This window comes from Rhodanobacter denitrificans, assembly GCF_000230695.2.
GTDB lineage: Bacteria > Pseudomonadota > Gammaproteobacteria > Xanthomonadales > Rhodanobacteraceae > Rhodanobacter > Rhodanobacter denitrificans.
The window spans coordinates 3883388-3905927 of record NC_020541.1 but is presented as its reverse complement, the minus strand read 5'-3'; the positions used below and the strand labels follow the sequence as shown (position 1 = coordinate 3905927).

Genomic DNA, 22540 nt, shown 5'->3' with positions numbered 1-22540 from the left:
GCATGGATCGGCCAAGTCGGCTGCAACCCTGGCACGCGCTGCAGCGATGGCTGCTGCCGCGGCGCTGCCTGCTGTGCGGCGCGCCCGGCGCCGACGAGATGGATCTGTGCGCCGACTGCGCCGCCGAGCTGCCGCGCAACCGCAGCTGCTGCGCGCGTTGCGCGCTGCCGCTGGCCGCGCCGGCAGCGCTGTGCGGCGAGTGCCAGCGCCACCGGCCGCCGTGGGACGCGGCGTGGGCGCCGTTCCGCTACGGCTGGCCGCTGGACCGGCTGGAGTCGCGCTACAAGTTTTCCGCCGACCTCGCCGCCGGGCGCGTGCTGTCGCAACTGTGGCAGCGCGAGCCGTGCCCGCTGCGGCTGCCGCAGCTGCTGCTGGCCGTGCCGCTGCATCGCAGCCGCCTGCGCCGGCGCGGCTACAACCAGGCGCTGGAGCTGGCCCGCTCGCTGGCGCGCGCATCCGGCGTGCCGCTGCGGCACGATGCGCTGCTGCGCCGGCGTTCCACCGCGGCGCAGACCGAACTCGACGCGCTCGCCCGCCGCCGCAACGTGCATGGCGCGTTCGCCCTGCGCGAAGGCGTGGCGCTGCCCGCGCACGTGGCGATCCTCGACGACGTGATGACCACCGGCGCCACCCTCGCCGAATGCGCCCGCGTGCTGCGCCGCGCCGGCGTGCAGCGGGTGGACGTGTGGGCGCTGGCGCGCGCACCGTCGCCGCGGGCGCCTTGACTTCAAGTTTAGGCACAAGTACCTTTTTCAAAAAAGGTAGTGCGTGAGATGGATGCAGGCAAGTCCGGCGCGTTGCGCAAGGGGCTGTTGGAGTTCGTGGTGCTGGCCGTCGTTTCGTCGGGAAGGGCCTATGCCGCCGACATCCTGCAGCGCCTGGGCGGTACCGAGTTCGCCACCAGCGAGGGCACCCTGTATCCGCTCCTGAGCCGGATGCGGCGCGAACGCTTGCTGGATTACGAGTGGCAGGAATCCGCAAGCGGCCCGCCGCGGAAGTATTACCGGCTCACGCCGAACGGCCGCAGGCAACTGGCCGCGTTCCGGACGTACTGGAAGTCCTTGACGCGCCTCATCGACGAACTGGGTACACCACCATGCAAATCGTGATCCATGTCGGCCTGAGCGGTCACGCGACGGCGTTCCAACTGGACGAGGATGGCTACGGATCCTTGCGCCGCTACTTCGAGCGCGCGCGTGCGGGGCTGGCGCGCGATCCCGATCGCGAGGAAATACTCCGCGACCTCGAGCAGTCGATCGGCGAAAAACTCGCGGTGTTGCCGCATGCCGGCGGGCGGGTCATCGCCGGCCACGAAGTCGATTCGGTGCTGGGGCAAGTCGGCACGGTCGATCCCGGCAGCGACAACGGCCATGCCCGCCGCCCGCCGCCGATGCGGCCCTGGCGGTTTTGCCGCATCGAGCAAGACAAGTGGATCGGTGGCGTTTGCACCGGACTGGCGGCACGTTCGGGCGTCCGCGTCGACTGGGTGCGGACCATCTTCATCCTGGCGACGGTTTTCACCGGCGGCATGATGGCGCTGGTCTACCTCGCCCTGGTGCTCGCACTGCCGGTGCTCCGGACGCGCGACGATTACGAGGACATGTGCCGTTTGTCGCCGTAGGCGATGCGAGACCGGACAGGGTGGTACGGGTGGCGCGGCCAGGGCGGATCAGGCCAGTGACGAGGACTCGCCTTGTGCTCGCGGCGTGTCGGCAGTGATGGAATGAGGAGGTTTGCCATGTCGGTAGCAAGGTGGATTCGCGGATCGGCACGCGTGGCGTCGCTGGTTTTTTTCCTGCTTGCGCCGACCCTGGCGCTGGCCGCGTCGCCTACGCCAACCGAGATAGCGCAGGCGAAAGCCGTCTTCGCGGATGCGCAAAGCGTCTCCGCCAGGGACGACGGCCGCCTGTGGGGCATCCCGCTCTACGGCCGGATGCTGCTGGTGATCCCCGCGACGCGGGCCGTCATCGCCAACCAGCCGGATCCGCGGCATCTGCTGCGGCCTGCGGACGGGGTCTATGTCGGCACGCTGCCCGAGGACGTGGTCCTTTCCGACGCGCCCACGGAATGGGAGGGCGTGCGCTGGACGCAGCTGAGGTTGCCGGCCGTGCCCGAGGATGCACTGACGCGCTCGATTACTCTGGCGCACGAGATGTTCCACCGCATCCAGCCGCAGCTGCATCTCGCGGCGAACGCCACGGCCAATCCGCAGCTCGATACCGAACAGGGGCGGTTGTGGCTGCAGCTGGAGTGGCGCGCGCTCGCCGCCGCCCTGATCGAATCGGGCGATGCGCAGACGCAGGCGATCCGCGACGCCCTGGCCTTCCGCCGCCATCGCCACGCACTGTTTCCCGGCGCGGCGGCAACGGAAGCCGCCATGGAGATCACGGAGGGCACCGCCCAATACACCGGCATCGCGGTGGCGGAGCCGGATGCCGCGGCGGCGCGCTGGCACACGGCGGCCGATCTCCTCCATCCCGATGTCGAGAGTTCCTTCTCGCGCATTTCCGCCTTCATGTCGGGACCGGCCTACGGCCTGTTGCTGGACGAGCGCATGCCGGGATGGCGCAAGACGCTCGACGAGCGTTCCGACCTTGGCGCGATGCTGGCATCGACGCTACACGGCAACGCGGAAGCGTCGGCCGAGTCGCGTGCCGCGACCTATGGTGCCAGCGGGCTGCGCGTGACGCTGGCGGATCGCGCCGCCCGCGAGAAAGCCATGCAGGCGCACTACCGCGCCGCCCTGGTCGACGGGCCGACGCTTGCGCTGACTGCGCTGGGGCGCTTCAGTTTCAATCCCAGCACCGCGGTGGCGCTGGGCGCGGACGGCATCGTCTACCGCACGTTCCACGCCATCGCGCGGTGGGGCACCCTGGATGTGCAAGCGGGCGGCGTGCTGGTGGCAGCGGATTTCAGCCGCGCCGCGCTGCCCGTCCCGATGACGATCAAGGGCCCGCGTCTCGCAGGCAAGGGCTGGACCATCGAGCTGGCGCCGGGCTGGTCCGCCGCGCCGGCGACGAAGCCGGGAAGCTACGTGCTGGTGCAGCACCCGCATTGAACTACCGGGTGCCGGCTCGGCGCTTGCTCAGCGCACCGCCAGCGCCAGCACGATGCCGATCCACAGCGCCAGCCCCAGCCAGTTGTTGTGGCGGAACGCGGCCAGGCAGGCGTCGCGGGCGCGCGCGCGGATCAGCCACAGCTGCCAGCCGAACAGGCCGGCGGCGGCCAGCAGCGCCAGCCAGTACGGCCAGCCCAGCGCGGCGCGCCGGCCGACGAACAGCATCGCCAGCAGGAAGGTGCCCATCAGCATGCCGAGGATCGGCAGGTCGGCGTCGCCGAACAGGATCGCGGTGGATTTCGCGCCGACCTTGCGGTCGTCGTCGCGGTCGACCATCGCGTACTCGGTGTCGTATATCACCGTCCACAGGATGTTGCCGATGAACAGCAGCCAGCCCAGCGGCGGTACCGTGTGCGTCACCGCGGCGAATGCCATCGGGATCGACCAGCCGAATGCGGCGCCCAGCACCACCTGCGGCACGTAGGTCCAGCGCTTGGTGAACGGGTAGATCGCCGCCAGCGCGGCGCCGGCGAACGCCAGCCGGATGGTCAGCGCGTTGGTGAACAGCACCAGCACGAAGGAGAACGCCAGCAGCGTGGCGAATACCACCAGCGCCTCGCGTGGCGTCACCCGCCCGCTGGCGATCGGCCGCCCGGCGGTGCGCTCCACCAGCGGATCGAGCTGGCGGTCGGCGTAGTCGTTGATCGCGCAGCCGGCCGCGCGCATCGCGAACACGCCGAGGGTGAAGATCAGCAGCGGCTGCCACGGCGGGAAATCGCCGGCTGCCAGCCACAGCGCCCACCAGGTTGGCCACAGCAGCAGCAGCGCGCCGATCGGGCGATCCATCCGGGTCAGCACCAGGTAGTCGCGCGCCTTCGCGCGATGGTGCGCCGGCAGCCGGCACAGCAGCCAGTCCAGCACCCGCGTGGCACGGGTCGAGCTGTCCGCCGGCTGCATCGCCCGGGCGGCGGGGTTCGCGGTGCCGGGCCGTGGCCGGGCGGCGGAGGAAGGCGCGGCGCGGTGCCGCTGGCGTTGGCGGGATGGGGGAACCATGCGGCAAAGTCTAGCGCGCCGTGCCTCGGCGAACCGCGCGGTAGTTCTAAAGTCCGCCCTGCCGCGGCCGATAAGGCTGACGAGCGCTACCGTTCGGGGTAACGCCAAGCATGCGCCGCACGACGCCGGACGCCGTCGGTGCCTGGAGCGTCGATGGCCGGATACGAAGCCAGCGAAGAGGACCTTGCGCTGTCGCCCGACGCGCTGCCGCCCGACGCGCCGGCGGCCGATTCCTTCGTGCACTCGCGCCTGCTCGATTCGGTGGCCTCGTTCACCCACCACCGCGACATCGCCGCGCTCGACCACAGCCTGGTGCTGTCGTTGGCCGAACTGACCGCAGCGCGGCGGGTGGTGCTGGCCAAGCGGGCGCTCGACGGCGCCTACGTGGAGGCCATCATGTGTTGCACGCCGGACGCGCAGGGCGTCTATCGCCTGCAGGCGGACGACCCGGACGCTATCGATCCGGCGCTGAAGCTGCTGCACCGCTGCATGCACCGGCTGGACGTGCAGACGGAAACGGTGCAGGGCCTGCATCGACTGGTCGTGCCGATCCTGTGCGACGGCCGCGCGATCGGCGCGCTGCAGCTGGACAGCGACCTGCCGCCGGCTGCCAGCCGGTCGCTCACCGAGGGCTTTGCGCGCATCTACGCCAACTACACCGTGCTGCTGCACGAAAGCGAACACGACAAGCTGACCGGCCTGTACAACCGGCGCAGCCTCGAACGCCAGTTGCAGCGGCTGTTGCACCAGCACGAGCAGACGCTGCGCGTGCTGCCGCCGGCACGCGCAGTGCCCGGCGAGCCCGCCGCGGAGCCGCCGCAAGTGTGGCTGGCGATCCTCGACATCGACCACTTCAAGCGCATCAACGACACCTACGGGCACATCTACGGCGACGAGGTGATCCTGCTGCTGGCGCAGCAGATGCGTGCCTGCTTCCGCCGCAGCGACGTGCTGTTCCGCTTCGGCGGCGAGGAGTTCGTGATCCTGTTCGGCGCAGCCAGCGAGGGCATCGTGCACGCCGTGCTGGAGCGTTTCCGCCAGCGCATCGCCGAGCACGTGTTCCCGCAGGTGGGCAGCGTCACCGTCAGCATCGGCTACGCCGGCGTCGGTCGCCACGATTACCCGGCCAGCGCGCTGGATCGCGCCGACAAGGCGCTGTACTACGCCAAGCAGCACGGCCGCAACGGCACCTGCGGCTACGAGAGCCTGAGCGCGCGCGGCCTGCTCGGGCGGGAGATGGCGGCCGGCAGCATCGACCTGTTCTGAGCGGCCGCGGGCGCACGGCGCCGGCGATGCGCGCTCAGCTGCGCAGCAGCCGCCGGTAGGCCGGGTGTGCGCTCTCGTCCACATGCGGATAGCCAAGCGCAGCCAGGAACTGCCGCAGCAGCGGCAGCTCGGCCGCCGGCACCTGCAGGCCGACCAGGATGCGGCCGTGGTCGGCGCCGTGGTTGCGGTAGTGGAACAGGCTGACGTTCCAGTCCGGGTGCAGCCGTCCGAGGAAGTCGGTGAGCGCGCCGGGACGCTCGGGGAACTCGAAGCGGTACAGCCGCTCGTCCCGTGCCAGCGGCGAACGGCCGCCGATCATGTGGCGCAGGTGCAGCTTGGCCAGCTCGTCGTCGGTGAGGTCGAGCACGTCGAACTGCTGCGCGCAGAACGCGGCGGCCAGCGCCTCGCGCTCACCGCGGCGGGCGATGCACACGCCCACGAAGATGTGCGCCGAGCGCGCGTCGCCGATGCGGTAGTTGAACTCGGTGATGGCGTGCCGGCCCAGCGCGGCGCAGAAGCGGCGGAAGCTGCCGCGCTCCTCCGGGATGGTCACCGCGAACACCGCCTCGCGCTGCTCGCCTAGCTCGGCACGCTCGGCGACGAAGCGCAGGCGGTCGAAATTCATGTTCGCGCCGGAGACGATCGCCACCAGCGCGCCCGCGCCGCCGCCGTGCGCGGCGGCGTATTGCTTCAGCCCGGCCAGCGCCAGCGCGCCAGCGGGTTCGGGCACGCTGCGGGTGTCCTGGTAGATGTCACGGATCGCCGCGCAGACCGCGTCGGCATCCACCCGCAGCATCGCGTCCAGATGCTGCCGGCACAGCGCGAAGGTCAGCGCGCCGACCTGCTTCACCGCGGTGCCGTCGGCGAACAGGCCGACCTCGTCCAACACGACACGCTCGCCGGCGTCGAGCGAGCGCGCCATCGCGTCCGAGTCCGCCGCCTGCACGCCGATCACCCGTACCGCGGGCCGCAGCGCCTTGATGCACGCGGCCACGCCGGCGGCGAGGCCGCCGCCGCCGACCGGCACGAACACCGCCTCCAGCGGACCCGGGTGCTGGCGCAGGATCTCCAGCGCCACCGTGCCCTGGCCGGCGATCACCGCCGGGTCGTCGAACGGGTGCACGAACACCGCGCCGCGTTCGGCCTGCAGCTGCGCGGCCGCCGCCTGCGCGTCGCTGTAGGAATCGCCGGCCAGCACGACGTCCACCATCGCCCCGCCGAAGCGGCGCACCGCGTCCACCTTCAGCTGCGGTGCGGTCACCGGCATCACGATGGTGGCGCGGATGCCCAGCTTCGCCGCGGCCAGCGCCACGCCCTGCGCGTGGTTGCCGGCGGAAGCGGCGACCACGCCGCGCGCGCGCTGCGCCGCGTCCAGCTGCACCATGCGGTTGTACGCGCCGCGCAGCTTGAACGAGAACACGCTTTGCTGGTCCTCGCGCTTCAGCAGCACCGGCCGGCCCAGCCGCTCGTCGAGCAGCGGCGCCGGTTCCAGCGCGGAGACCTGCGCCACCTCGTAGACGCGCGCGGCACGGATCTGCGCCAGCAGGTCGGCGTGATCGTCGTCGACGAGCGGGGCGACGGCGTTCATGCCGCGAGCGCGGCAGCCGGATGCGCCACCTGCAGCACGTCGACCAGCTTGCGCGTCTGCTGCAGGATCTGGCCGAGCGCCGCGTCGTCGCATTGCAGGCTCAGCGTGAGCCGCGAGACGGCGGGATCGTGCGTGGCCGCCACGGTCAGCGTGTCGATGTTGTAGCCGCGCGCGGCGAACAGCCCGGCCACGCGCACCAGCGCGCCGGCTTCGTTCTGCAGCAGGATGGACAAGGTGTGGTTCATGACGGGACTCCGTGGGTGAGTCCCCCTCCCTTCGGGAGAGGGTGCCGACAGGCGGGTGAGGGTACGGGCGAAGCGAGGCGCTGACGCCCGCCCGTACCCTCATCCGGCCCTTGGGGGCCACCTTCTCCCGGAGGGAGAAGGGAAAGGCCCAAAGCTCAGAACATGTGTGACGTCGCGCCCTCGCCCGCGGCCGCCGCCGCGCGCGAGGGAATGAAGTCGCCGGTGATCATCTGCGCGTAGCTGGCGCCGGGGCCAACCATCGGATATACGCCGGCCTCCGGGTCGATCATCACTTCCAGGAAGGCCGGGCCGGGGTAGGCGAGGAAGTCGGCAATCGTCGCCTCCAGCTCGTCCACGCGTTCCAGCCGCCGCGCCCAGCCGAAGCCGTCGGCCTGCGCGGCGCGCACGAAGTCCTTCTTGTGCAGGCTCTTGTCCGACGCCGCGAAGCGGCCCTTGAAGTACAGCTTCTGCCACTGCCGCACCATGCCGTCGCCGACGTTGTTCAACACCACCACCTTGATCGGCAGCTCGTAGGTGGTGACGGTTTCCAGCTCGCCGAGGTTCATGCGGATGCTGGCGTCGCCGTCGATGTCGATCACCAGCTTGTCGCGCCGCGCGAATTGCGCGCCGATCGCCGCCGGCAGGCCGAAGCCCATCGTGCCCATCGAGCCGGAGGTGAGCCAATGCCGTGGCGCGCGAAAGTCGAAATACTGCGCCGCCCACATCTGGTGCTGGCCGACGCCGGTGCTGACGATGGCATGGCCCCGTGTGTGGCGGTTGATCGCCTCGATCACTGCGTACGGCTGGATCAGTGCGCTGGCGCGGTCGTAGGCCATCGCGTGCACGCGTTTCAGTTCCGCCACGTGCGCATGCCAGGCGTCCAGCTCGGGGCGCAGGCCGTGCGCGCGGCCGTACGCGGTGAGCCGTTCCAGCGCGCGCACCAGCGGCCCCACGTGCTGCCAGTCGACCGCCTTCACCTTGCCGATCTCGGCCGGGTCGATGTCGACCTGCGCGATGAACTTCGCGCGCGGCGCGAACTTGTCCGGTACGCCGGCCACGCGGTCGTCGAAGCGCGCGCCCAACGCCAGCACGAAGTCGCAGTCCTCCACCGCGTAGTTCGCGTAGGCGGTGCCGTGCATGCCGAGCAGGTGCAGCGCCAGCGGGTCGGTGCTGTCGAAGCCGCCCAGGCCCATCAGGGTGGTGGCGACCGGCAGCCCGAAAGCGTCGACGAAGGCGCGCAGCGCGGCCGACGCTTCCGCTGCGATCACGCCGCCACCGGCGTAGATCAGCGGGCGCCGCGCCCGCACCAGCGCGTGGAAGAACGTCGCGCAGTCGGCGTCGCTCAGCGTCGACTGCTCCACTGCACGCAGCCGCGTGCGGTAGCCGGCCAGTGCCAGCTCGCCGCCGCCGCGCCAGGCCAGCGCGGTGTTCTGCACGTCCTTGGGCACGTCCACCACCACCGGACCGGGCCGGCCGCTGCGTGCCAGGCTGAACGCGGTACGCACGATCGCTTCCAGCTGCGTCGCGTCGGTGACCAGGAACACGTGCTTGGCGCAGGCGCCCATGATGTTGCTGACCGGCGCCTCCTGGAACGCGTCGCTGCCGATTGCGGCGGTGCCCACCTGGCCGCAGATCACCACCAGCGGGATCGAATCGGCCATCGAGTCGCGTACCGGCGTGACCATGTTGGTGGCGCCGGGACCGGAGGTGACGATGGCCACGCCGACCTTGCCGGAAGCGCGTGCGTAGCCGGCGGCCATGAAGCCGGCGCCCTGCTCGTTGGCCGGCACGATCAACGGCATCGGTTCGCTGCCGTCAGCGCGCGGGTGTCCGGCGTTGTAGCGGAACACCGCGTCGTACACCGGCAGGATCGCGCCACCGGAGTAGCCGAACAGAACGTCGACGCCCTCGTCGGCGAGTATCTGCACGATCACTTCGGCGCCGCTCATGCTGTGGCCGGCCAGCGGGTGCCGGTCGGTCGTGGTCTCGGCTTTCAGTGCTTGTGCATTCACAAAGAAAATCCCCACAAGTTCGGTGTCGTGCTCCCTCCCCTGCGCAGCAGGGGAGGGTTGGGGAGGGGGCGCTCTTGCCCGTAAAAAGTCAAAAGCGTCACCCCCTCCCAACCTCCCCTTCATTGCAGGGGGAGGAGCCAGGGAGCGTCAGCCGGCTTTCTTCAGCGGCGCGACGGCGGCGGGCGGCGTGTTCGGCTGCAGCCACGGCATCCGTGCGCGCAGCTTCGCGCCGACCACCTCGATCGGATGCTCGAGGTCGGCCTGCTTCAGGCGCTTGTAGTTCGGCAGGCCGGCCTGGTATTCGGCGATCCAGTTCTTCGCGAAGGTGCCGTCCTGGATGTCGCTGAGCACCCCCTTCATGCGCGCCTTGGTGCCGGCATCGACGATGCGCGGGCCGCTGACGTAGTCGCCGTACTGCGCGGTCTCGGAGACGAACTGCAGCATCTTGGCCAGGCCGCCCTCGTAGAACAGGTCGACGATCAGCTTCAGCTCGTGCATCACCTCGTAATAGGCGATCTCCGGCTGGTAGCCGGCCTCGACCAGGGTCTCGAAGCCCTTGGTCACCAGCTCGCTGGCGCCGCCGCACAGCACCGCCTGTTCGCCGAACAGATCCGTCTCGGTCTCTTCCTTGAAGTCGGTCTGGATGAGCATCGCGCGGTTGCCGCCGATGCCGTCGGCGTAGCCCTTCGTCTTCGCCTCGGCGTGGCCGCTGACGTCCTGGTGCACGGCCCAGATGCACGGCACGCCGCGGCCGCGCTCGTACTCGCTGCGCACCAGCGCGCCGGGACCTTTCGGCGCGACCAGGATCACGTCGATGTCCGCGCGCGGCGTGATCTGTCCGAAGTGCACGTTGAAGCCGTGCGCGAACAGGAGTGCCGCACCGGGTTTGAGGTTCGGCTCGATCGCTTCCTTGTACAGCGCGGGCTGCACCATGTCGGGGGTGAGCACGGCGACCAGGTCGGCGCCTTTCACCGCCTCGGCCGGTTCGGCGACAGTAAAGCCGTCGGCCTTGGCCTTGTGCCAGGTCGGGCCGTTCGGGCGCAGGCCGACCACGACGTCGAGGCCGGAGTCGCGCAGGTTGAGCGCGTGCGCGCGGCCCTGGCTGCCGTAGCCGAGCACGGCGATGCGGGATGAGGCGAGGGTGTGGTGGCTCATGCGGTGACTCCCTGGTTGGATGCGGTGGTGGTAGGGCGTGGGGCAGGGTTGGCGGGTTGCGTGGTGGCGCCGTCGGAAGCCGAGCCCACCAGCAGGGCGAACTTGGCCAGCACGCCGCGACTGACTTTCGGCGCCGGCGGTTGCCACCGCGCGCGGCGCGCGGCGAGGTCGGCGTCGGTGGACATTTCGCGGGCGAGCGCGTCGATGCGGATGCGGTCACCGTCGGCGAGCAGCGCGATCGGGCCGCCGCGGGCGGCTTCCGGGGCGATGTGGCCGACCATGAAGCCGTGGGTGGCGCCGGAGAAACGACCGTCGGTGATCAGCGCCACGTCGTCGCCGAGGCCGCGGCCGATCAGCGCGGCGGTGACGCCGAGCATCTCGCGCATGCCGGGGCCGCCGGCCGGGCCTTCGTTGCGGATCACCACCACGTCGCCCTTCGCGATGCGGCCTTCCTGCACGGCGGCGAAGGCGGCCTCCTCGCTCTCGAACACGCGGGCGCTGCCCTCGAAGCGGGTGCCGCCGTGGCCGGCGCTGTGCTTGCCGGGGATCTTCAGGATGCAGCCGTCCGGCGCCAGGTTGCCGTAGAGGATGGAGTAGCCGCCGCGCGGCTTCAGCGGTGCGACGACCGGATGGATCACCCGCTGCTGCGCGACGCGCGGCGCCGCGGCGGTTTCGGCGAACAGGCTGCGGCCGGTGACGGTGGCGGCGTCCTCCAGCATGCCGGCGGCGATCAGCTCCTGCGCCACGCGCGCGGCGCCGCCGGCGTCGAACATCTCCACCGCGGTGTAGCGGCCGCCGGGCAACAGGTCGGCGATCACCGGGGTGCTTTCGGTGGCCGGCTGGAAATCCTCCAGCGACCATTCCACGCCGGCCTCGCGGGCGATCGCGAGCAGGTGCAGCACCGCGTTGGTGGAGCCGGCGGTGGCCGCGACCATGCGCGCGGCGTTGTGCATCGCGGTGCGGCTGATCAGGGCACGCGGCGTGCGGCCCTCGCGCAGGCAATCCATCACCAGCTCGCCGCAGCGGCGAGCGGCGGCGAGCTTGTCCGGGTGGGTGGCGGGAATGTCGTTCAGCCCCATCGGCGACAGCCCCAGCGTGGTCAGCACCATCGCCATGGTGTTGGCGGTGAACTGGCCGCCGCAGGCGCCGGCGCCGCCGCAGGCGTCGCACTCCACCTGGCGCAGCTCGGCGTCGTCGATCTTGCCGGCGCCGTGCGCGCCCACCGCCTCGAACACCTGCTGGATGGTGATCGGCCGGTTCCTGTGCAGGCCGTGCGCGATGGTGCCGCCGTAGAGCGCCACCGCGGGGATGTCCAGCCGCGCCATCGCCATCGCTGCGGCGGGAATGGTCTTGTCGCAGCCGCACAGCACCACCATGGCGTCGCACAGGTGGCCTTCCACCGCCGCCTCGATCGAGTCGGTGATCACCTCGCGGCTCACCAGCGAATAGCGCATGCCCGGCGTGCCCATGGCGATGCCGTCGGTGACCGCGATGGTGTTGAACTCCACCGGCGTGCCGCCGGCGGCGCGCACGCCTGCCATCGCCGCCTGCGCCAGCTCGCGCAGGTTGAGGTTGCATGGCGACACGTCCGACCAGGTGTGCACCACCGCCACCAGCGGCTTCTTCAGCGCCGCATCGTCCAGGCCGGTGGCGCGCAGCATGGCGCGGGCGGGGGCGCGGTCCGGGCCGCTCTTGATCAGGTCACTGCGCATGGGGAAAGCTCCGAAGGACAGAGTCCCTTGACGGGGGGACAAATCGGCAGGAAAGCCGATTTGCACGGCGCCAGCCGCCCGCAGGGTGAGGGCCGGGGATGGCCCGAATGAAGGTGCCCCGAAGGGGCGGATGAGGGGCGAGTGCTTGCGGTGGAGCTGATCGAAAGGAAGAAGAGCGCCCCCTGCGCGCCAGGGAGGTGGCGGGACGGAACGGGAGTCGGCGCCATCGCGGCGGGCACGAACCGTCCGGCGCCGAAGACGCGCAGGGGGCGGCAAAAAATGCGGACACGTCCCGGTGTCCGCGGGGGAAAGCTGGCCGGATCAGCCGCATGCGCGCGCTCCGGCGAAGAACGCGGCGGCGGTGTCGGCGTGGTCGTCGATCGCGGCGATCACCGCATCGCGCACCTCGTCGGTGCCGGCGCTGCCGCCGATGTCGCGGCTGTGCGGGCCGTGCCGCAGCACCTGCTCGACCGCCGACTCCACCGCGACCGCCTCCGCTTCCAGTCCCAGCGAATGGCGCAGCAGCAGCGCGGCGGAGAGGATCGCGCCGATCGGGTTGGCCACGCCTTGCCCGGCGATGTCCGGCGCCGAGCCGTGGATCGGCTCGTACAGCCCGCGCCGGCCGTCGCCCAGCGAGGCCGACGGCAGCAGGCCGAGCGAGCCGGCCAGCGCGGCGGCCTCGTCGGTGAGGATGTCGCCGAACAGGTTCTCGGTGACCACCACGTCGTAGCGGTTCGGCCGGGTCAGCAGCAGCATCGCCATCGAGTCGACCAGCTGGTGCTCGAGCTTCACGTCGGGGTAGTCGGCGGCGATGCGCTGCACCGTGCTGCGCCACAGCCGCGAGGTTTCCAGCACGTTCGCCTTGTCGACCGAAGTGACGTGATGACGGCGGCCGCGCGCCAGCTCGAACGCACGGCGCACCACGCGCTCGATCTCGGCCACGGTGTACCGGCACTCGTCGGTGGCGGCATCGGCGCTGCGCGTCTTCGCGCCGAAATAGGCGCCGCCGGTGAGCTCGCGCACGAACAGCACGTCGACGTGCTTCAGCTTGTCGTTCTTCAGCGGCGACAGGTTGGCCAGCGCCGGGTGCACCTGCAGCGGGCGCAGGTTCGCGTACACGCCGAGCGCGGCGCGCAGCGCCAGCAGGCCCTGTTCGGGCCGCACCGGTGCGTTCGGATCGGACCACTGCGGACCGCCGACGGCACCCAGCAGCACCGCATCGGCGGACTGGCACGCCGCCAGCGCGGCGGCCGGCAGCGGTTCGCCGGTGGCGTCGATCGCGATGCCGCCGATCAGCTGCTGCTCGAACGCGAACACGTGCTCATAGCGCGCGGCCACGGTTTTCAACACGGCCACCGCGGCGGCGGTGACCTCGGGGCCGACGCCGTCGCCGGGCAGGGTAACGATGCGTGCCTTCATGCCGCTTGCTCCTGTTGTTCGTAATGAGTGATCGCGTCGGCGTGTTGCAGCAGGTAGCCGAGCTGGTCGACGCCGTGGAGCAGGCAGTGCCGCGCGAACGGTTCCAGGCGGAACGGGATGCGGCCGCCGTCGGGTAGCGCGATGTATTGCCCGCGCACGTCGATCGCCAGCTCGATGCCGGGGTGCCTGAGCAGCCAGCGGTGCTCCCGCTCGTCGATGACGATGGCGAGCAGGCCGTTCTTCAGCGCGTTGCCGCGGAAGATGTCCGCGATCTCGCTGCACAGCACCGCCTGGATGCCGTAATCCAGCAAGGCCCACGGCGCGTGCTCGCGCGAGGAGCCGCAGCCGAAGTTGTTTCCGGCGACGAGGATCGCGCAGCCGCGCGCTTCCGGCCGGTTCAGCGGGAAGACGGGGTTGTCGCTGCCGTCGGGCTGGTAGCGCCAGTCGTGGAAACACAGCCTGCCCAGCCCGTCGCGGGTGGTGGTGGTGAGGAAGCGCGCCGGGATGATGCGGTCGGTGTCGATGTTCTCGTCGGCCAGCACGGCGGTGCGCGAGTGGAGGCGGGTGATGGGGTGCATCAATGAAATTCCTCGCTTCTTGCGTTGGCCTCCTCTCCCCTGTGGGGAGAGGATTGATGTGAGGGGCGGGTGCCCGCAGGGAAGTGCAACGAAGCGCCTTGCTCCTCCCCCTGCGTGCAGGGGGAGGTCGGGAGGGGGTAAAGCTCTGGAGCTGGAGGCAAGAGCGACCCCACCCCGGCCCTCCCCTGCCAGCAGGGGAGGGAGGCCAGCGAATCGGTCGGCGTTCATGCCGCCACCTCCGCCAGGTACTCGCGTGGATCGGCGATGCGCCCGGCGATCGCCGACGCGGCGGCGGTGGCCGGGCTGGCCAGCACGGTGCGCGCGCCCTTGCCCTGGCGGCCCTCGAAGTTGCGGTTGGAGGTGGAGACGACGAGCTGGCCCGGCTGCGCCAGGTCGCCGTTCATTGCGATGCACATCGAGCAGCCGGGCACGCGCCACTCGGCGCCGGCGGCAAGGAACACCCGGTGCAGGCCTTCGCGCTCGGCGTCGCGGCGCACCGCCTCGGAGCCGGGCACCACCAGCATGCGCACGCCGTCGGCGACGCGTCGGCCGCGCAGCACGCGCGCCACTTCGCGCAGGTCGGACAGGCGCGAGTTGGTGCAGCTGCCGATGAACACCACGTCGACCGGTGTGCCCTGCATCGGCTGGCCGGGGCGGCTCTGCATGTAGTCGAGCGCGCGGCGTTCCTGCGCGTTCGTCGCCGCTGGCACCGGCGCGTCCATGGCGATCGCCATGCCCGGATGGGTACCGTAGGTGACGGTAGGTTTCACCGCGGCGGCGTCGATGCGTACCTCGCGGTCGTAGCGCGCGCCGTCGTCGCTCTTCAGCGTGCGCCAGTTCGCCACCGCCGCGTCCCACGCCGTGCCCTGCGGTGCGCGCATGCGGCCTTCCAGCCAGGCGAACGTGGTCTCGTCCGGCGCGATCATGCCGGCGCGCGCGCCGGCCTCGATCGACATGTTGCAGACGGTCATGCGCTGGTCCATCGTGAGCGCCTCGATCGCCGCGCCGCGGTACTCCAGCACGTGGCCGGTGCCGCCATCGACGCCGATCGTGCCGATGATGTGCAGGATCAGGTCCTTCGCGCCCACGCCCGGCGGCAGCTGGCCGTCCACGTGGATCGCCATGGTCCTCGGCTTGCGCTGCAGCAGGCATTGCGTGGCCATCACGTGGCCGACCTCGGTGGTGCCGATGCCGAACGCCAGGGCGCCGAACGCGCCGTGGGTGGAGGTGTGGCTGTCGCCGCAGACGATGGTCATGCCCGGCTGCGTCGCGCCCAGCTCCGGGCCGATCACGTGCACGATGCCGCGCTCGGCGCTGTCCCAGCCGTGCAGCTCGACGCCGAACTCGCGGCAGTTGCTTTCCAGCTGCGCCACCTGCGCCTGCGCCTCGGCGTTCGCGTACGGACGGCTGCCGTCGGCGTTGGCCGGCAGGGTCGGGGTGGAATGATCCAGCGTGGCCAGCATGCGGTCGGGCCGGCGCAGGCTCAGTCCACGCTCGCGCAGTTCGCTGAACGCCTGCGGCGAGGTTACCTCGTGCACCAGGTGCAGGTCGACGTAGAACACCGCGGGCGTGTCGATGGTTTCGGCGACGACGACGTGGGCGTCCCAGACTTTCTCGAACAGGGTCCGCGCACTCATGCCGATGCCTCCATGGGGGCAGGCTGTTGATGAGGAGTCCGGCCATGGATGGCCGGTTCTCGATCTTCGCGGTCAGGGGCGACCGCATTGACGACACTCAGCCAGCCGTGGCGATCCTCGGTACGGCCATCGAACAATCCGAAGAACGCCTGCCGCAGCTGCTGCGTGACCGGGCCGGGCGCGCCCTTGCCGACCGCCTTGCGGTCGACCGAACGCACCGGGGTGATCTCGGCGGCGGTGCCGGTCATGAACACTTCGTCGGCCGAGTACAGCGCCTCGCGCGGCAGCTCGCGCTCCTCCACCGCGATGCCGAGGCCGGCGGCCAGCGCGAGCACGCTGTCGCGGGTGATCCCGGCCAGGATGCCGGCGCTGGACGGCGGCGTGAGCAGCCGGCCGTTCTTCACCAGGAACAGGTTCTCGCCGGCGCCTTCGCTGAGCAGGCCGCCGTGGCCCAGCGCGATGCCCTCGTCGTAGCCGTTGCGGCGCGCCTCCAGCCCGATCAGCTGGCTGGACAGATAGTTGCCGCCGGCCTTGGCCCAGCTCGGGATGGTGTTCGGCGCGGGACGGTTCCACGACGACACGCAGATGTCGGCGCCGCGCTCGGCCGCCTCGCCCAGGTACGCGCCCCAGGCCATCGCCATGATCGCCACCTCGACCGGCGCCCCGTCCTTCGCCAGCACGCCCAGGCCGCCGGCACCGCGGAACACGATCGGCCGCACATAGGCCGACGGCATCGCGTTGGCGCGGATCAGCTCCAGGCAGGCGGCGTTGATCTCGTCCTCGCTGTAGCCGACCTCGATCTCGTACACGCGCGCCGACTCGAACAGGCGGCGGGTGTGGTCGGCGAGGCGGAAGTAGGCCGGGCCGTGCGGCGTGGCGTATACGCGCTCGCCCTCGAACACGGACGAACCGTAATGCAGCGCGTGCGTGCTGACGTGGACGTTGGCCTCGGCCCACGGCTTGATGCGGCCGTTGTGCCACAGGAATGGGGTGTTCATGCGGTGATCTCCTTGTGCGGGCGTCCCTGCGCGCGAGGATCGGCAAGCGGCCTTCCCTGACCGCGTTCTTCAATGGACGGGGCTTGCTCGTGCGGCGGGTGCTGCGCGATCCGGTTGACGATGACCAGCGCGGCCAGCGCGGCGGCCTCGACGATGTCGGTGCTGCTGCCGTGGCCGCGCCAGTCGCGCGCGGCGTGGCGCGCGCTCAGCTGGGCGTGGCCCAGGGCGTCGGCACCTACGCCGAGCGCATCGATCTGGAAGCGGGTGAGCGCCAGCGGCGTGCCGGTGGCGCGCTCGATCGCGCGCAGCACCGCATCGACCGGGCCGTCGCCGATTGCCGCCTCGCCGACCTCGTGGCCGTCGTCGTGGGCCAGCTTCACCGAGGCCGAGGCGCTGCCGCCCAGGTGCGAGCTGGCGTGCAGCTGCACCAGATGCCACGGGCCGGTAGCGTGCGGGTCGCGGCCCAGCGCCAGCGCTTCCAGGTCCTCGTCGTGCAATTCGCGGCCGTGGTCGGCCAGCGTCTTGAAGCGGGCGAAGATCTCGTCCAGCGCGGCGGCGTCCGGCGCGTGGCCCAGCGCCTGCAGGCGCTGGCGCAGCGCGGCGCGGCCGGAGTGCTTGCCCATCACCAGGCGGGTTTCGGCGATGCCGACGTCCTGCGGCCGCATGATCTCGTAGGTGCCGCGGTGCTTCAGCATGCCGTGCTGGTGGATGCCCGACTCGTGGGCGAACGCGTTGGCGCCCACGATCGCCTTGTTGCGCGGTACCGCCTGGCCGGTCAGCTCGGTCAGCAGGCGCGAGGTGGGGTACAGCTGGCGGGTGTCGATGCGGGCGTCCACGCCGAAGTGCGGCGCGCGCACCTTCAGCGCCATCACCACTTCTTCCAACGCAGCGTTGCCGGCGCGCTCGCCGATGCCGTTGATGGTGCATTCCACCTGGCGCGCGCCGGCGCTGACCGCGGCCAGGCTGTTCGCCACCGCCATGCCGAGGTCGTCGTGGCAGTGGCTGGAGAAGATCACCCGCTCCGCGCCCACGACGTGGCGGCGCAGGTATTCGAACAGCTCGACGATCTCGGTCGGCGTGGTGTAGCCCACCGTGTCCGGCGCGTTCAGCGTGCTGGCGCCGGCGGCGACCGCGGCGCTGAACACCTCGGCGAGGAATTCGGGCTCGGTACGCAAGGCATCCTCGGCGGAGAACTCCACCTCGTGGCACAGCCCGCGGGCGCGTTCGATCGCACGCACCGCGGTGTCCAGCACCTGCGCCCTGCTCATGCCCAGCTTGTGCTCGCGGTGCAACGGGCTGGTCGACAGGAACAGGTGGATGCGCGAGTGGCGGGCCGCCGCTAGCGCGCGGGCGGCGCTGTCGATGTCGCCGTCCTGGCAGCGCGCCAGCGCGCACACCGTGGTGTTTTTCAGCGCCCCGGCGATTTCCGCGACTGCAGCAAAATCGTCCGGCGAGGCCTGCGGGAAACCGGCCTCGAGCACGTCCACGCCGAGCGCCTCGAGCTGCCGCGCCATGCGCAGCTTGGCGCGCCGGTCCATCGAGAAGCCGGGCGCCTGCTCGCCGTCGCGCAGGCTGGTGTCGAAGATGCGCACGCGCCCGGCGACTACGTCGTCGTCGCTGGCGGGGGTGTCGTGCTGGCCGGGGTTTTTCATCATGGCTCCGCTGTGGGCGGCGCCGAAGGCACAAAAAAACCCCGCATCCGTTACCGGGTGCGGGGTTCTTCGGGTGTTTTCAGGTTTTCTTATTTACCTGGACACATGCCCTCAGCCCGCACCTCCGTTGGTAATAAGGAGTACGAGTACGAGGGTAATAAGGAGCGTGCCGCCGAGCTGCAGCAGGCCGTCGACCGTCGCGAGACGGTTCATTTCGGCGATGCGGCAATGGTTGCTGCGCTGCGACATGTGACCGACCTTAGGGCACTTCGTGTGGCGGCGTCAACAGTTTCGTTTGAAATCGTCGATCGGCCTGCTTTGGACGTCCAGATGTCCAGACGGTCTTGCCGGGCGAGACGCGGAATATTTCACGAGAGCAGCAGCCGGCTCCGCAGGGCGATCTCGCTGGCCGCCAGCGGTTCGGCACTAGCGCCGCGTGCCAGCATCGCGGCCAGCGCGGGGGGCACGGCGAGCGGGTGGTCGAGCAGTGGCGCCACCACGTTCTCGAACTTGGCCGGATGCGCGGTGGCGACCACCGCCCATGGCGCCGTGTCGCCCTCCGCGCGCAGGCGGTCGAGCAGGTGCATTGCGGTGGCGGTGTGCGGACAGAACAGCTCGCCGTGCTCGCGGGCGTGAGCGGCGATGGTGTGGCGGATGGTGGCGTCGTCCACGCTGTGCGCTTGCAGCAGCTGGCGCAACGCGGATTCATTCGGGAAGGTCCAGCGCAGCCGCTCGAAGTTGCTGGGCGCGCCGACGTCCATCGCGTTGGCGAGAGTGGCGATGGCTTCGCGCGGGCGATAGTCGGCGCCGGCGAAGAACTCGGGCAGGGTGGCGTTCGCGTTGCAGGCCAGCCGCACCTCGCCGACCGGCAGGCCCAGTTCGCGCACCCACAGGCAGGCCAGCGCGTTGCCGAGATTGCCGGTGGGCACGATGAAGTTGAGCGGCGTGCCGTGTTCGCGCCACCAGCCCAGCGCGGCGTGCGCGTAGTAGCTCATCTGCGGCAGCAGGCGGCCGAGGCTGATGCTGTTGGCCGAGGACAGCGGCACATCCGCCTGCAGTGCCGCGTCGTTGAGCGCGGCCTTGACCATGCGCTGGCAGTCGTCGAAGCGGCCGGCCACGCGCAGCGCGGTGACGTTGTCGCCGAAGCAGCCGAGCTGGTGTGCCTGGCGCGGCGAGACCAAGCCGTCCGGATACAGGATCACCACGCGCACGTTCGGCTGGCGGTGGAACGCGGCGGCCACCGCGGCGCCGGTGTCGCCGGAGGTGGCGACCAGGATGGTCAGCGGCCGCGCATCGCGGCGCGGCAGCCGGCGCAGGCAGGCGGCGAGGAAGCGTGCGCCGATGTCCTTGAAGGCCGAGGTGGGGCCGTGGAACAGCTCCAGCATCGCCGCGTGCGGATGCGCCGGCAGGGCGCGCAGCGGCGTGTCGAAGCTGAGCGCCTCGGCGCAGATCGCGGGCAGTGCGTCGGCCAGCACGTCGCCGGCGAAGAACGGCGCCAGCAAGGTGGCCGCAGTGTCGGCCAGCCTGCCGCGCGGATCGAACGCGGCCGGGTCGAGTCGCGGCAGGGCTTCGGGCACGTACAGGCCGCCGTCCGGCGCCAGCCCGGCGGCGATCGCCTGGCCGAGCGGCACGGTTTCCGTGCTGCTGCGCGTGCTGTGATAACGCAGTGGTTCACGCATGGTCGCCACCTCTGCGGGAGCGCACCCTGTGCGCGAGTTCTGCCTGGCGTGCAGCAAAGGCATCGCGCACGACCGAGGGAAGACCCTTGTGGACAGGGTGCGCTCCTGCAGGGCGTGCGTTCATGGCAAGGCCTCGTCGAGCGAGGCGATCAAGGCGGCAGCGGGTCCGTCGATCGGCGACACCCAGGCGTCGCTGTCCAGCCCGCCCTCGGCGAACGCGGCGCGCATCGCCATGCTGGCCGCCTCGGCGTCGGCGCGGTGGTCGTACCAGCCGAACACGCTGGGGCCGGCGCCGGAGATGCTGGCACCGAGCGCGTGGTGGTCGAGCGCGGCCTGCTTCACGCGGGCAAAGTTCGGGATCAGTGGCGCGCGGCGCGGTTCCACCAGCACGTCCTTCAGGCCTTCACGCACCAGCGAAGCATCGCCGCGCCAGCAGCCGGCCAGCACCAGGGCGAGGTTCGCGCTCTGCGCCACGAACTCGCCCAGCGCGTAGTGGCCGGCCAGCGCCGCGCGCGCCGTGCGTGTCTCCAGCACCACGTGCGGATGCACCAGCGCGCAGTGCCATGCGGCCGGCACCTCGATGCGCAGCAGGCGTTCGTGGGTGGCCAGCACCAGGCCGCCGAGCAGCATCGAGCCGAGGTTGTCGCCGTGGCGGCTGCCGCTGGCCACTGCTTCGCCGTCCAGCGCGAAGCCGTACAGCGCCTCGCGCGGCAGCGGCCTGGGCAGCAGCGCATTGGCGGCGATCAGCGCTGCCACGCACGAGGCCGCCGAACCGCCCATGCCCGAGCCCAGCGCGATGCCCTTGTGCAGGGTCAGCTCGAACCCGTGGCGCAAGCCGAGCGCCTTGCGCAGCGAAAGCAGCGCGGTGCCGGCGGTGTTCGCGCGCGGGTCGGTGGGCAGGTCGGTGACGCAGCCGCGGATGGCGGCAATGCGCACCACCGGCTCGTCGATGCGGCGCACTTCGGCGCGGTCGCCGGCGCCGGCCACGCTGTGGCCGAGCAGGTCGAAGCCGACGCCGACGTTGCCGACGCTGGCCGGCGCGAACGCGCAGGCGACTTGTGGATGTTTGGCAGTGCGCGGTGCGGCCATGACGGGTTCCAGCAGGGAGGAGTTCATGCGCGCGCCTCCAGCGATTCGGCGATGCGCAGCAGGTCGGTGAACACGCCGGCGGCGGTCACCTCCGGGCCGGCGCCGGGGCCTTGCACGATCAGCGGATTATCGCAGTAGCGGCGGGTGCTGAACTGCACGATGTTGTCGGTGAGGCGGGTGTGCGCGAACGCGTGGGACGCGGGCAGCACCAGCAGCCGTACGCTGGCGCGGCCGTGCCGGTCCAGCTGCGCCACGTGGCGCAGCACGCCGCCTTCGGCACGCGCCTCGGCCAGTTTCGCCGCCATTGGCGCATCGAGTTCGTCGAGCCGCCGCATGCAGTCGTCCAGCGGCAACGCGGCCAGTGCGGGCGGCACCAGGCTTTGCAGGTCGACGTCTTCCAGCGACAGGGCCCGGCCGGCCTCGCGCGCCAGGATCACCAGCTTGCGCGCCACGTCGAGCCCGGACAGGTCGTCGCGCGGGTCGGGCTCGGTATAGCCCAGCGCATGCGCCTCGCGCACCAGCGCGGAGAACGGCTGGCGGCCGTCGTGGCGGTTGCACAGCCAGGCCAGCGTGCCGGAGAACATGCCGTCGACCGCGAGCAGATCGTCGCCGGTGTCGAGCAGGTCGCGCAGCGTCTGCACCACCGGCAGGCCGGCGCACACGGTGGCCTCGTAGCGGAAGCGCGCGCCGCCGGCGCAGGCGGCGCGGATCGCCTGCCAGCGCGACAGCGGGCCGCTGCCGGCCAGCTTGTTCGGGGTCACCACGTGCAGGCCGGCGGCCAGCCAGCGCGGGTAGCGTGCGGCCACCTCGTCGTTCGCGCTGCAGTCGATCAGCAGCGCATGCCGGCCATCGCTGCCGCGCACGTGCCCGGCGAACGCGTCCAGGTCGTTCGGCCGCCAGATCTGCGCGCCGCCGTGGCGGCCGTTGAGCTCGGTGTCGTCGCAGTCCAGCCACATGCGCTTGCTGGCCACCACGCCGCAGAGCTTCAGTTCCAGCGCGCTGTCGCGCAGCAGCCGCGGCTGCGCGGCACGCAGCTGTTCGAGCAAGGCACTGCCGACCCGGCCGGGGCCGATCACGCCGACGGCCAGCACGCGCTGCCGCCGCCTGCCCGCCGCGGCGAAACCGGATGCGGGCGGCAGCTCGGCAAGTGGGGACGCACAGATGTTCACGATGACCTCCTGGTGAGGCCCGTGCTCGCTGGCGGATCGGCGTGTGCTTGGGGAGTGCACCGGCCCGCCTCGGTCGAGGGCGGGGCCGTTGCGTGGTGAAGAACCTAGTCGCGCACGGACACCCACCCCGACCGAGTGGTAATGGTGGTCGTGGTGGTGGTGGCGGGGCGGTTGACGCCGCCGGCCGGCAACGGCGCACGCCCGGCGAAGACCGGGGCGAGGTGCGTGCG

Annotated in this window: 20 protein-coding genes; 5 read left to right on the top strand and 15 right to left on the bottom strand. The window is 71.2% G+C overall.

The features are described from left to right. Nucleotides 1–2: 2 nt before the first annotated feature. From R2APBS1_RS17805 to R2APBS1_RS17790, 4 genes are all read left to right on the top strand, one after another. The gene (locus tag R2APBS1_RS17805) at nt 3–725 is read left to right on the top strand and encodes a ComF family protein (protein WP_015448988.1); all 723 of its coding nucleotides are present in this window, start codon (nt 3–5) and stop codon (nt 723–725) included. 48 nt (nt 726–773) lie between these two features. Beyond that, complete coding sequence (locus R2APBS1_RS17800) at nt 774–1109, top strand: PadR family transcriptional regulator (RefSeq protein WP_007513580.1); 336 nt, start codon at nt 774–776, stop codon at nt 1107–1109. Beyond that, nucleotides 1097–1621 carry a PspC domain-containing protein gene (locus R2APBS1_RS17795; RefSeq protein ID WP_015448987.1) on the top strand — a complete coding sequence of 175 codons (525 nt, stop codon included), beginning with the start codon at nt 1097–1099 and terminating at the stop codon, nt 1619–1621. The genes R2APBS1_RS17800 and R2APBS1_RS17795 overlap by 13 nt, the downstream gene beginning before the upstream one ends. 153 nt (nt 1622–1774) lie before the next feature. Beyond that, nucleotides 1775–3058, top strand: a complete 1284-nt coding sequence (locus R2APBS1_RS17790) for a hypothetical protein (RefSeq protein WP_157769770.1) — start codon at nt 1775–1777, stop codon at nt 3056–3058. 27 nt (nt 3059–3085) lie between these two features. Here R2APBS1_RS17790 and ubiA read toward each other — a convergent pair whose 3' ends face one another. Continuing rightward, nucleotides 3086–4015 carry a 4-hydroxybenzoate octaprenyltransferase gene (gene ubiA / locus R2APBS1_RS17785; RefSeq protein WP_015448985.1) on the bottom strand — a complete coding sequence of 310 codons (930 nt, stop codon included), beginning with the start codon at nt 4013–4015 and terminating at the stop codon, nt 3086–3088. A gap of 249 nt (nt 4016–4264) precedes the next feature. Here ubiA and R2APBS1_RS17780 point away from each other — a divergent pair, with 249 nt between their 5' ends. Then, nucleotides 4265–5377, top strand: coding sequence for a GGDEF domain-containing protein (locus R2APBS1_RS17780; RefSeq protein ID WP_015448984.1), 1113 nt, complete (start codon nt 4265–4267; stop codon nt 5375–5377). A 34-nt stretch (nt 5378–5411) separates the two neighbouring features. Here R2APBS1_RS17780 and ilvA read toward each other — a convergent pair whose 3' ends face one another. The 14 genes from ilvA to R2APBS1_RS17715 all read right to left on the bottom strand — a co-directional run bounded on the left by ilvA (nt 5412) and on the right by R2APBS1_RS17715 (nt 22310). Then, entirely contained in the window at nt 5412–6965 is a 1554-nt protein-coding gene (ilvA, locus tag R2APBS1_RS17775; protein ID WP_015448983.1) for a threonine ammonia-lyase, biosynthetic, read from the bottom strand. Then, nucleotides 6962–7210: an acetolactate synthase small subunit gene (gene ilvN / locus R2APBS1_RS17770; RefSeq protein WP_007513591.1), complete on the bottom strand. Its 249-nt coding sequence runs from the start codon at nt 7208–7210 to the stop codon at nt 6962–6964. The genes ilvA and ilvN overlap by 4 nt, the downstream gene beginning before the upstream one ends. 155 nt (nt 7211–7365) lie before the next feature. Next, nucleotides 7366–9222: a biosynthetic-type acetolactate synthase large subunit gene (gene ilvB, locus R2APBS1_RS17765; protein ID WP_041676823.1), complete on the bottom strand. Its 1857-nt coding sequence runs from the start codon at nt 9220–9222 to the stop codon at nt 7366–7368. A gap of 147 nt (nt 9223–9369) precedes the next feature. Beyond that, nucleotides 9370–10377 (bottom strand): ketol-acid reductoisomerase, encoded by a 1008-nt coding sequence (gene ilvC, locus R2APBS1_RS17760; RefSeq protein ID WP_015448981.1) that lies wholly within the window; start codon nt 10375–10377, stop codon nt 9370–9372. Continuing rightward, a complete protein-coding gene (gene ilvD / locus R2APBS1_RS17755; protein WP_015448980.1) occupies nt 10374–12089 on the bottom strand; it encodes a dihydroxy-acid dehydratase in 1716 nt (571 codons plus the stop codon). The genes ilvC and ilvD overlap by 4 nt, the downstream gene beginning before the upstream one ends. A 321-nt stretch (nt 12090–12410) precedes the next feature. Next, a complete protein-coding gene (gene leuB / locus R2APBS1_RS17750; RefSeq protein ID WP_007513600.1) occupies nt 12411–13508 on the bottom strand; it encodes a 3-isopropylmalate dehydrogenase in 1098 nt (365 codons plus the stop codon). Beyond that, entirely contained in the window at nt 13505–14086 is a 582-nt protein-coding gene (gene leuD / locus R2APBS1_RS17745) for a 3-isopropylmalate dehydratase small subunit (protein WP_007513602.1), read from the bottom strand. Before leuD ends, leuB begins: the two co-directional genes overlap by 4 nt. 224 nt (nt 14087–14310) lie before the next feature. Beyond that, on the bottom strand, nt 14311–15723 hold the full coding sequence (gene leuC, locus R2APBS1_RS17740; protein WP_015448979.1) for a 3-isopropylmalate dehydratase large subunit: 1413 nt from the start codon (nt 15721–15723) through the stop codon (nt 14311–14313). Beyond that, nucleotides 15720–16721 (bottom strand): branched-chain amino acid transaminase, encoded by a 1002-nt coding sequence (locus R2APBS1_RS17735; protein ID WP_015448978.1) that lies wholly within the window; start codon nt 16719–16721, stop codon nt 15720–15722. The genes leuC and R2APBS1_RS17735 overlap by 4 nt, the downstream gene beginning before the upstream one ends. Then, nucleotides 16718–18373: a 2-isopropylmalate synthase gene (locus tag R2APBS1_RS17730; RefSeq protein WP_015448977.1), complete on the bottom strand. Its 1656-nt coding sequence runs from the start codon at nt 18371–18373 to the stop codon at nt 16718–16720. Before R2APBS1_RS17730 ends, R2APBS1_RS17735 begins: the two co-directional genes overlap by 4 nt. Nucleotides 18374–18484: 111 nt before the next feature. Beyond that, nucleotides 18485–18622 carry a hypothetical protein gene (locus tag R2APBS1_RS20325; RefSeq protein ID WP_015448976.1) on the bottom strand — a complete coding sequence of 46 codons (138 nt, stop codon included), beginning with the start codon at nt 18620–18622 and terminating at the stop codon, nt 18485–18487. Nucleotides 18623–18741: 119 nt separating this feature from the next. Then, nucleotides 18742–20052 carry a threonine synthase gene (gene thrC, locus R2APBS1_RS17725; protein WP_015448975.1) on the bottom strand — a complete coding sequence of 437 codons (1311 nt, stop codon included), beginning with the start codon at nt 20050–20052 and terminating at the stop codon, nt 18742–18744. A gap of 120 nt (nt 20053–20172) precedes the next feature. After that, a complete protein-coding gene (locus R2APBS1_RS17720) occupies nt 20173–21168 on the bottom strand; it encodes a homoserine kinase (RefSeq protein ID WP_015448974.1) in 996 nt (331 codons plus the stop codon). Beyond that, nucleotides 21165–22310, bottom strand: a complete 1146-nt coding sequence (locus tag R2APBS1_RS17715; RefSeq protein ID WP_015448973.1) for a homoserine dehydrogenase family protein — start codon at nt 22308–22310, stop codon at nt 21165–21167. Before R2APBS1_RS17715 ends, R2APBS1_RS17720 begins: the two co-directional genes overlap by 4 nt. Nucleotides 22311–22540: the final 230 nt, after the last annotated feature.